General features: G+C 32.8%; 11 protein-coding genes and 1 pseudogene. 3 read left to right on the forward strand and 9 right to left on the reverse strand.

Annotation, left to right across the window (positions count from 1 at the left end):
* Window positions 1-123: 123 nt before the first annotated feature.
* The 9 genes and pseudogenes from AB1349_11005 to AB1349_11045 form a co-directional block, all read right to left on the reverse strand.
* Window positions 124-744 (reverse strand): energy-coupling factor transporter transmembrane component T, encoded by a 621-nt coding sequence (locus AB1349_11005; protein MEW6557864.1) that lies wholly within the window; start codon window positions 742-744, stop codon window positions 124-126.
* Window positions 741-1,352, reverse strand: coding sequence for an energy-coupling factor ABC transporter permease (locus tag AB1349_11010; protein MEW6557865.1), 612 nt, complete (start codon window positions 1,350-1,352; stop codon window positions 741-743). Before AB1349_11010 ends, AB1349_11005 begins: the two co-directional genes overlap by 4 nt.
* Before the next feature lie 2 nt (window positions 1,353-1,354).
* Complete coding sequence (locus AB1349_11015; protein MEW6557866.1) at window positions 1,355-1,801, reverse strand: hypothetical protein; 447 nt, start codon at window positions 1,799-1,801, stop codon at window positions 1,355-1,357.
* On the reverse strand, window positions 1,798-2,457 hold the full coding sequence (locus AB1349_11020) for a DUF4198 domain-containing protein (GenBank protein MEW6557867.1): 660 nt from the start codon (window positions 2,455-2,457) through the stop codon (window positions 1,798-1,800). Before AB1349_11020 ends, AB1349_11015 begins: the two co-directional genes overlap by 4 nt.
* A gap of 93 nt (window positions 2,458-2,550) precedes the next feature.
* Window positions 2,551-3,345: a hypothetical protein gene (locus AB1349_11025; GenBank protein MEW6557868.1), complete on the reverse strand. Its 795-nt coding sequence runs from the start codon at window positions 3,343-3,345 to the stop codon at window positions 2,551-2,553.
* 141 nt (window positions 3,346-3,486) lie between these two features.
* Entirely contained in the window at window positions 3,487-3,900 is a 414-nt protein-coding gene (gene nikR, locus AB1349_11030; protein MEW6557869.1) for a nickel-responsive transcriptional regulator NikR, read from the reverse strand.
* 275 nt (window positions 3,901-4,175) lie between these two features.
* Window positions 4,176-4,726, reverse strand: a pseudogene (locus AB1349_11035) (RNA 2'-phosphotransferase).
* Window positions 4,717-5,463 carry a radical SAM protein gene (locus AB1349_11040; protein ID MEW6557870.1) on the reverse strand — a complete coding sequence of 249 codons (747 nt, stop codon included), beginning with the start codon at window positions 5,461-5,463 and terminating at the stop codon, window positions 4,717-4,719. Before AB1349_11040 ends, AB1349_11035 begins: the two are co-directional and overlap by 10 nt.
* 209 nt (window positions 5,464-5,672) lie before the next feature.
* Entirely contained in the window at window positions 5,673-6,695 is a 1,023-nt protein-coding gene (locus tag AB1349_11045) for a radical SAM protein (protein ID MEW6557871.1), read from the reverse strand.
* Window positions 6,696-6,862: 167 nt separating this feature from the next.
* Here AB1349_11045 and AB1349_11050 point away from each other — a divergent pair, with 167 nt between their 5' ends.
* The 3 genes from AB1349_11050 (at window position 6,863) to AB1349_11060 (ending at window position 9,887) form a co-directional block, all read left to right on the forward strand.
* Complete coding sequence (locus tag AB1349_11050) at window positions 6,863-7,060, forward strand: excisionase family DNA-binding protein (GenBank protein MEW6557872.1); 198 nt, start codon at window positions 6,863-6,865, stop codon at window positions 7,058-7,060.
* A gap of 277 nt (window positions 7,061-7,337) precedes the next feature.
* Window positions 7,338-8,735, forward strand: coding sequence for a hypothetical protein (locus AB1349_11055; GenBank protein MEW6557873.1), 1,398 nt, complete (start codon window positions 7,338-7,340; stop codon window positions 8,733-8,735).
* Between the two features lie 66 nt (window positions 8,736-8,801).
* Window positions 8,802-9,887: a hypothetical protein gene (locus AB1349_11060; GenBank protein ID MEW6557874.1), complete on the forward strand. Its 1,086-nt coding sequence runs from the start codon at window positions 8,802-8,804 to the stop codon at window positions 9,885-9,887.
* The last annotated feature ends 119 nt before the right edge of the window (window positions 9,888-10,006 follow it).

A 10,006-nucleotide genomic window follows, 5' to 3' on the forward strand; every position in this document is an offset into this window, starting at 1 on the left:
CGCATCCCAGCATCAGTTAGTTCGTTGCCTTATTAACTGTGGGATTTGGTGTTGGACTGGTCGCTACCCTTTATCCAGTTCGGACTTCCACCGACAAGAATTTAAGGAACTTTCTTGGCACACTCATAATTTTAGTTCTCCATCAAAGCCACGCATTACCATTGCTGAATAAATTCTTTCTGCTCTCTCATAGCTTCTTACAAAAAGAATTCCGAACATATTTGCAATTATTTTTAAATTTAGTTTTCTATAACTTCTAATTTTAGCAGAATATACCATTTTTTCTACCTCATCTATTAAGACAAAAAAATATCTGTAAATAAATGAAAGTAGAAGAATAATAATTTTGGGAATGCCAAGTTTAGATAGCCCATTAAGTAGTTTGGGAAATTTTGTCGTTTCTACAAGTAGAATAATTGCAATAAGTATCAAGGTCGAATTTAATACTGTTTTTATTATAATAGTATAATTTAGAGATTTTGAAAAAAAGTTACAGAGTGATATTATAAAGATAAATGGAAAAATTGTAAGAATTTTTTTTATAATGAAAAAAACAGGTACTTTTGAAAAATAAACTGTAATTACTAAAATAAAAAATCCTATAAGATAAACCAGGAAGGACCATTCTGAAAACAAGATTATTGATATAGCAAAAATGAGAAATGAGATAATCTTTATGATTACAGGAATCTTATGAACAGGCGTTTCTAAATAACTGTATTTGTCAAAGAAAGAGTGTTTCATAGTTTTGTTATATTCCGAAGGTCGGGTTTTATTTTATCTATTGCGGAAAGAATCAAATATGTAACAGTTGCTTCTATTACACCTGCAATCACGTGGGTTGATAACATCGCAATTAGTCCAGTTTTGAGATTAATCTTTCCAGAAAGAAATAATTCCAATACACAAAAACCTGCACCAATAACGATACTAATCCAGGATGAAATTGTAGCTAATAGGTTTGTTGGGAAAATCTTATAAATCAAATATCCTAAAATACATCCTGTTACTGCAATATTAAAAATGTTTGCACCCAGGGAAATTATACCACCATGTTGAAAAAGTAGTGCCTGTAATATCAATGCTGAACTTACAATCAAAAAAGCAGACAGAGGGCCTAAAAGAACAGCAGTTAGTACACTACCTAATATATGTACAGATGTTCCACCAATAACTGGGAAAGAAATTAATTGAATTGTAAAAACAAACGCAGCCGATACTCCCATCAGTGGAATTCTATCAGGTACTATAAATCTGTTAACTTTCTTAATAGCATAAATGAGAAAGACAAAAGATACAATATTGGTTACTGCTGATGTTTTAATATCCAGAAAACCATCAGGAATATGCATATTTATTCTATCTGCCCTTTCTTAATTTTTTTATTTGTAACAATATAAAACAATATACCTGTAAGACCAAATATGAAACTTATTCCGATTAAGATTTTTTTCCATATAGGTAAGTAATGTGTTATTTCTGGTTTTGTAGTTAAGCCTTCAGTAATATCAATTTCTTTTACAATCCCATGCCCCATTCCATCGTTCACTTCTATCTTCCATTTACCTATTGAATCCGGGTAAAAGACAAAACATCCATTCTTGTCTGTGACCCCTGTTTGGAATTCGGTCTGTCTATCTTGTGGAGAAAATATTTTAACTTCACTATAAGACATTGGTGTACCATCGCTATAATAAACTTTTATTCCTACTCCGCCTTTTATAACTGAATATTCAACACCATGTCCGAAACAATATTTGATTCCGAAAACAAGGATGACAATTAAAATTATTCTTTTCATTTTTTCCCCTCGGAAATAAAAAATGTTAACGAACTACCGATTCCTTTATAACTTGTAGTAATTAAATATTTTCCAGATGATTTTATTTTTAATATTAACTGGCCATCTTTATTTGTTCTAAGAAAAAAGTTCTTTTTACCATTAATTGAAATGGAAGCAGTTAAACTAACTGGCTTTCCATCGTAAAATATTTTTATCGGTAGTTCTTCACCAAGTTTTAGTTGCGAAACTTCTTTCTCAGGTACAATTTCCAATCCGCATTTTAGAAAATATTTTAATTCGTTTCCTTGACCAACAGTAACTAATGATTTTGCTGTATAGATTGGATTTTTTAATGGCTGTCTTTGTAATGAGAATAAAATTATATATGTTCCTTCTTCTTCAAAAAAGACTTCCGATACTATTACATTTAAATTTTTGTCAGGTTTTGTTTTATATAATTTTTCTTTGTTCTCTGGAGTGATAACTTTAAACCCGTTAAATACTCGCTCGCTTAAAATCACATCACTTTTGGGAAAATTATGTCCACTGCAAGCAAAAACTTTGGTTGTCTCTCTTATTGATGGACGAAAATTTTCCAAATCAATCCAATGTTCATGACAAAAACCTAAACTATAAAATAATAAAAATCCTATAACTGAAGATAATATCTTCATTTTTAATTTTTTCTCCTTTAAGAAAATTATGTTATTGCACGGCTGGGTTATCCAGCCGTGCAATTTCTAAACTCATATAGGCAACATCTACCATTAGAACCTGTACATCAAAGTGGTATTTGCTCTGATACTATTAGCATCTTTACTAAATTCAAGTCCAGTCTTAAATATGATATTTTCAGCCAATGGAGCATATACGCCGGGCAAAATTGACCAACTTTCACCCAATTTTTCATAATCTCCTACTAAAAATTCAACTCCAGCAGCAATTCCGTGTGGATCTGCAGAAATTGGTGTTTTTATTCCTAATGCAAAACTTTTAATAGATTCGTCCCCATCTTTACCAAAATTCAGATTCAAACAAATATTTGAATGTTCACCAAAATCACGACTCAATATTAATGTTGCCTCATACACTTTTTGTCCACCAAGAAGTTCTTCACTACGCTCGAATGGTTGCTCATATGTAAAAACAAGAGCAATATCTACAGGAAGTTGTTTTGCTTCTGTTATTCTTCCTTGAAGTGTCAAAGCAAATGCTTCCATAAATGGAGAAGGTCCATTCTGTGCATATTGTTCATATTGAGGGTCAGTAAGCTCGACAACAAGATGTCCTGCTCCAAACTTCGCAAAATGAGTATGGAAGTCAAACATTAACCTGTCAGTTATGCCGTATGAGAGACCTGGTGTAAATTCCCAGTGGTCTAAGTTCGGTTCGTTTTTATCATCAACCATGTAGTCATAGTGTAAATGAAAAACAAACTCTCCTTTTTTTGCTGTGCTGTAACTCTCCATCTCAATATATTCCATTGCATGATGAGCAAAGGAATACTTACCAAAAGCCAATACCACTATAATTATCAAACCGATACTTAAAAACTTTTTCATCTTTTAATTCACCTCCTTTCTTTGCGTTTTTAATTTTTTTCCCTTAGCATCACCTCCTTATTCACCTCGTTCCTGCACGCAGGAGCGTAGTTCATACATTTTTCACAATCGTGTTACCAATAAACAAAAAAATAATACTACCTATATTTCTTTACCAGTTGTTGTCATGGTTAGAGAACCATGTTTGACACCTTTTGTTGATTTCAATCTGTAAGTTAATTTTTCAATTTCCTTTGGTTTCCCTTTTGTGACTACTATCTCCAGACAATTATCATGGTCTAAATGAACATGTTGCGATGAAACAATTAAGTCGTGAAAGTCATGCTGAATATCAGTTAGTTTATTTACCAGTTCTCTTTTATGGTGATTATAAACCAATGTAATTGTTCCGGCTACTTCTTTTCCTTCTATCCATTCTTTTTTGACAAAATACTCCCTGATTAAATCTCCGATTGCTTTGGACCTGGTGGGATAATTTTTCTCTCCAATCTCTTTATCAAATTTTGTTACAAGGTCATCATCAAGTGAAATGCTAAATCGTTTCAGTTTTGACATTTTAATTCCCCATGAGTGTTACGTTGTTTATAATTATAACATTTTATTAAACAAAAGTCAAGATTAAAATTAAATTTATCAAAATTAGGGGAATGCACACTTTCCTACAAAAATTACGTGACTTCATAATGTAATTGTTTTAAAGATATCTTGCGAATGTAGAATTTGTTGGATACGGCGGACTGTGAGGTTGAATCTTTTTGCTAGTCTGACATTTGTCCATTTTTGAGCTTTTTCTGTTCCCAGAGCCTAATAACAGGTAGATGAGCAAGAATTTACATCTCATTTTTTATGAATTCTGGGGATATATTTTTAGTCAGAAACACATTCCCGGATTTGAAGAATTTTATTCCATTTTTGTATGCTTCCCTTGAATTAATTCTAAGTATCACCGGTTTCGGGTCCCTTCGCACTCCAACTTTGTAAGCATCTCCTTCTGTTGCACTTAAATGGACAACTGTCTGCCCATTGGTTTCAGTCCTTCCTTCAATATTCCTGGTAAAGAGTTTCTGGGTGTCCCGTGATAAAGTACCTCAGGTGGTTCTACTTCTGGCAGGTTTAGATTAACAGCGATACTGTGTCCATATGTTGCCCGGATTTTATCTCCTATAATTTCAAATCTTCTCTTCGGTGATGAATCTATTATTTCAATTATTGTTTCCTTCGTCAAAGATGGAATCTTCTCACGAACACTACTGACAAATTTGTCAACTTCAACAAATCCTTGTTCGTCAAGTTTTAATCCAAACTTTTCAGGATTGTGTCGTAAAATATATGACATAAATTTTGATATTTTTACTTTTTTATTTTTCCAGTTCATTTGCATTCTTTTTCTATGGCTTCAGTAACAGATTCACAGATAAGCGGTTTTATTCCTGCTTCTTTAAGCCGTTTTTGAATATGTGGCAGAAGAAAGATACATTCTTCTTCTATCTCAACTTTTGGTGAAATTTCTCTGATTATTTTTTTAAACTTTTGATAGCTTTCTTTTGGACTGAAAGAAAGAACAACCGCTAACCAGCAGTGGATATTGGAAGACAAAAGATTTCTTAATGCTTCAATTTGCAAATTAAATCCTTCAGGGACGGCACCTGTAAGAAGAGAGAACTCTTCTGGATTTGTGCCTTTAACTGAAACTCTTACACTGAGATTATCAAATTTTTTCAGTTCCTGAGCAAAGTCTGTATCAATTAAAGTACCGTTAGTTTCAAGGATAAACCTATAGTCTGTCTTATCAATCAGGGTTAATAATTCAAGCAGATGTTCCTTTGTCAGAGTTGGTTCATTACCGCTTATTCTTAATTGGTTGTAGTTTCTTCTTTTAGCAACTGAAACTAAAGCCCTGAATACTTCTTCGGGTGGATAAAATCTACCACATTTGTCAGGATTATCCCTCGGGAAATTACTCCAACAAAATACACACTTTAGGTTACAGCCACAACAATCTGCAGTTGCTATACCACCATACCACTGGCCACCACGGACAAGACGATAATACCTGCGTTTATTGCCATTAATGACTTTCTGTCTTATCTCATCTGCTCTAATAATTGGGTTATACATTTCTTTATTGCAAAGTTATGTTAAACAATTTTATCGCATTTTGTAAGGTTAAATCTACAACTTCATCAACTGTTATTTTCTTCATTGAAGACAATGCAAATTGAATTATTTTATCCAAAATATCTATAGAGCCGCTATATCAATGTTTGTTATAAATTCTCCGTTTCTTCCAAATGCACATGTGTATCAACAATATTGCCAGTCATTTTTTAAAGCAATAAATAGAACTGCTTTGGTGAAAGTTCTCTAAATTCATCTGTATTTAATGCAATATGTTTTCTTACATCTACACAAAGATGACATTTGCCCACATAGCCATCAGGAAGTTCAGCATAACCATATTTTTCTTTTGCGAATCGCATCAAGTCATAAGGACCATTTTCTACAAGAATTTTAGTCAATGGCAAATTATCCAGATTAAAATTTTCATAGAATTTAACTAAATCTCTCGCATCACCAATAGATAAACCACCACAAAAGTAAGGTATATAATTTCCGTACAAATCAAAATGTGCATGCTGTGACTTCAGTATCTCAAACTCACAAGTTTCATCTGCAAATCTCTCTGCTGAATATTTTTTCGTCAAATCTCCAAGATAATATCCTGACTTACCACCTGGTATAAGTCCATATCCCTGCCAGAATATCCTACCAGTTTCTTCTTTTCCATATTTTTCTATCCATTTTTCAATAGGCACTGTATCATCTGTACCAAATGTAGCAATTTCAAATACACAATGTTCCATATAGATGATAACACCGTCCTTGCCAAAAATATTATAGGCATTTTCTATAGCATAAAGAGTTCTTTTTAATGGAATGTTTTCAGCATGGAATGGAGAACAACTTATAAGAATACGTTTAAGTCCTACCTTGCGGAGTTCACTGAATTTTGCAGAGATTTCATTTTCATACTGCCACCAACCTGCATTGGTTTCAACATAACCAAGATAAATATTTGAATTTATCGTCTCTTTTACTGCTTCAAGAAGTAAAGGGAAATTTAGGAAGGGTTCGCCGCCGGCAAGATGTATTCCATGAAATAAAACATTTTTTAATGGATTAGGATGATAATCTTGCCAGATAGATTTTATTCCAGCAAGAATTGACCTTAAAGTCTTAATATCCATCCAGTCATTCCATGCAGGCCCACAAGCATAAAGACAATGCTTGCAACCTGACTGACATTTGTAACTGAGTATTATCCCTACTGAATCAATTGGTGTTATCATTTATTCCCTTGACTTTATTTTATCACATTACTCTCTAAAAATCAAGGTTTTTCTCTGTATTGTCTTCCTGAGCCAGCAGATTTCAGATTTTCCGAACATCAAGAAAATTTAATTTTTTCATTGGAATTTTTCCCCAAAAGCAACATATCATATACAGGAAGGTGATTATGATGAGCAATAAAGAATCAGGTCTTTGGACCTGGAAAGAGGTTGCAGAATTTTTAAAAGTAACAAAGCGATGGATTGATGAGGCTAGGAAAAAGAAAGGTCTTGGGTTCAAGCGCTTCGGGTGGCGAACAATAAGATACGACCCAGAAGAAGTCAAAAAATGGGCTGAAAAATTCGGCAATAATCAAACATCTTGATAGGAAATTGCGTGGTGATAGTATAAAAACGAATGGTGGTTTTTGTATGTTTTTGAGTTTATGTGTATATACGGTGTGGTTAATATATACCATATTTTCCGGGATACGTGATTGAGAATTATCAACTAAAAAATGACGACAACCGAATATCTTTTTCTACATCCATATATACGGTGATAACTTTCGGTATATATTGTGTAACTTTAAGTATATTCTTGTATGAATAACAGTATATATCATTATTTTCAACACAGGGAAATTTTATTGGAGGAGTAAAATGTTTGAACCGATAGTTTTCTTTTCATTAAATAATTTTCATGGAAAATTGAGAAGGCTTACACGGAGAGCAGTCAAAATTCTCTGGGAATCACAGGGACTAAATTTGCACCAAGGCCTTCCTTTAAATGCTCTCCGGTTGGAGTTGTTTGAAGAAAAGCTAAAGAAATATAAACCCACTACCCGACGGACATATCGGTACTTAGTTAATAAATTCTTAGAAGGAACTAATTCATTGGCAAAAATTGTTTGCGCAAAGAAAGCAGTTGTTCTTAAAAGAAAACCGGAAATTTTAAAAGAATGGCAATCAATAAGGAAGAAATCTGGTAATAGAAAAGTTTATATTTCATTTTTGAAGGGATGGGCTGTTCGGGCTGGTTTATCTCCTACTGAAATTACTATTGAGAAATTGAAAGAGTACCTGTCTGTTGTAGGACCAAAGACCTCTGTTGGATACATGGTGCGCATATGGAATGAATTATATGAAAAAGGTATTGTGCCTGTAAAACTTCCGGATATGCCTAAAAAAGTAAAGAAACCAATAAGTATACCAAGAAACGAATTACCAGAAAAACTTTTAAATGACTGGGAAAACTATAAGAAATTCGTAGTTAGCTCAAAAGGTAGCCGTGTCGGAAACCATAAAGTTAATGAACAAACATTTAAAGAGAGAGAAAAGTGTTTTTTGGAATATATTTATTTTCTTAAGTACAAATATAAACCACGCATTAATATTGAGAAATATAACTTGAGAGAAATTTTTCAGATTAATAAGAAAAATCGCTTGTTTATAAAAAAATTTATAAAATACAGGTCAGAAACGGTTAAACCGATATCAATAGTTCGTTATTTAGGAAACTTTTTTATTCCCGTGATATCTTATTATTTTGGAATGGATGTTTCTGACATAAAGCAGATGGTCCTTAAATGGAAGAAAAAATACAAACCTCATATAATGCCGGCAGTTTATCAACAAAAAATAAGTAATATTAACTTTCAATTTCTTGAAAAACTTCCAGAATTTTTGTTACAAGCACGAAAGAAGATTGTAAAAAAGTTTGGATATAAATATGCTCGGTTAACTATGTTAGCATTGTTATTTGGATTGATTCTTGAGATACCATTAAGAGCAAGAACTCTATCCGTCTTACAAATCGGGAAAAATATTGTCTTTGAAGGAAATGGGTGGAAAGTTTATTTATACCCTGAAGATGTAAAACATGCTAAAGAAGATGATTTTTGGGAATTTGATTTTCCAAGCCATTTAGTTCCATTGCTTGAGGAGTACATAAATTTAAGACAAGTTTTGGTCAAGGACAAACAGCATAAACATTTATTTGTAAGTGCTGCTGGTGAGAAACTATCATCGCATTATATATCCCAATTAACAAATTACTGAACTTACAAGTTTCTCGGGATTCCTGTAAATGCGCATTTATTTAGACACCTTCTTGCTTGCTATATTTTGAAAAAAGATTGTGGAATGATCTTTGCAGTTGCTAAGTTGCTTCTTCACAAATCCATCAAGACAGTTAGTGAATACTATTTAAATCTAACTTTAGAAGAAGCACTGAAAATGGCCGAACCTTATTTACCTATTACATTTCGTACAGGAGCTATCCGGGAATCTCAAAAGTCATCACAGAAAAATATTGGTTTTAAGTTTGAAGTAAATTCAATTTGTTATCCCCATCGTGCGACTGTTTCAAATATGACACTTTATGCTTTAAAACTCCTGTGGGAATCACACAATGTTTCACTGGACCAAGAATTTGATCTGTCAAAACTTGACTGGCAAAAGGTTGAAAACAAATTAGGTTTCTTTGACAAAAAGACCACACGAAAGACTTACAGATATCTTATAAGAACATATTTAAGGAAGTTTTCTATTGAAGATACCAAGACAAATAACCATTCTAAATCAACCGCTGGATTAATGAAAAGTGAGTGGGGTAAAATTTATTACGAATCTTTAAGAAATAAAAGAATAAATATATGCTTTTTTGTATATTGGGCTTATAAGAATCATTATTCACCCCAGGAGATAACAAATGATGTCGTGGTTAAATACATTGAAATGGCAGGTTTAAAACAGTCAAGAGTTTTCAGCGTTATCAGAGAATGGAATGTTTTGTATCCAATAACTCCTCACAAACTCAACCAAATACCAAGGAGACTCCAGAAACGAGCTTCTTTGCCTAAAAATGAAAGACCGCCAAAGTTAAAGTATCAATTTGAGGAATATAAGAGCTGGTTGGCAATAGAACAACCTCAAGTATCCAACGAAACAATTGCATTAAGAGAATGGTTGTTCTGGTGTTATTTATATGATTTAAAACACCACCAATTAAAAGATATATATGAAATGGATTTAAAAGATGCTTTTGAGATTGGCAAAGAGAAAAAAGGATATATATTAAATTTTATAGCAAGGAGAGCAGAAACAGATACTGCATCATATATATCCTTATATTTAAACCAAATAGATTCTGAAAAGCTAGGAGAGATCCCTTGGATTTTATTCAATAAAAGCAAGAATACAGTACTGTAGTTTGGCAAATTTCCCATTTCTCTAATGAGAAATAGGGTGGTCTGATTCATCAGACACGCTTGCTAATAAATGCTGAGACATATTATAAAGGAACCTATAAAAAATTGACGTGAAAGCCT

Source organism: Elusimicrobiota bacterium, from assembly GCA_040757695.1.
In the GTDB taxonomy this organism is placed as follows: Bacteria; Elusimicrobiota; UBA8919; order UBA8919; family UBA8919; genus JBFLWK01.

What these genes read in the sequence shown, in the direction of transcription:
- AB1349_11045 (MEW6557871.1), bottom strand. Translation starts at nt 6,695, where the DNA reads ATGATAACACCAATTGATTCAGTAGGGATAATACTCAGTTACAAATGT.
- AB1349_11055 (MEW6557873.1), top strand. Translation starts at nt 7,338, where the DNA reads ATGTTTGAACCGATAGTTTTCTTTTCATTAAATAATTTTCATGGAAAA.
- AB1349_11025 (MEW6557868.1), bottom strand. Translation starts at nt 3,345, where the DNA reads ATGAAAAAGTTTTTAAGTATCGGTTTGATAATTATAGTGGTATTGGCT.
- AB1349_11005 (MEW6557864.1), bottom strand. Translation starts at nt 744, where the DNA reads ATGAAACACTCTTTCTTTGACAAATACAGTTATTTAGAAACGCCTGTT.
- AB1349_11040 (MEW6557870.1), bottom strand. Translation starts at nt 5,463, where the DNA reads ATGTATAACCCAATTATTAGAGCAGATGAGATAAGACAGAAAGTCATT.
- AB1349_11050 (MEW6557872.1), top strand. Translation starts at nt 6,863, where the DNA reads ATGATGAGCAATAAAGAATCAGGTCTTTGGACCTGGAAAGAGGTTGCA.
- AB1349_11015 (MEW6557866.1), bottom strand. Translation starts at nt 1,801, where the DNA reads ATGAAAAGAATAATTTTAATTGTCATCCTTGTTTTCGGAATCAAATAT.
- nikR (MEW6557869.1), bottom strand. Translation starts at nt 3,900, where the DNA reads ATGTCAAAACTGAAACGATTTAGCATTTCACTTGATGATGACCTTGTA.
- AB1349_11020 (MEW6557867.1), bottom strand. Translation starts at nt 2,457, where the DNA reads ATGAAGATATTATCTTCAGTTATAGGATTTTTATTATTTTATAGTTTA.
- AB1349_11010 (MEW6557865.1), bottom strand. Translation starts at nt 1,352, where the DNA reads ATGCATATTCCTGATGGTTTTCTGGATATTAAAACATCAGCAGTAACC.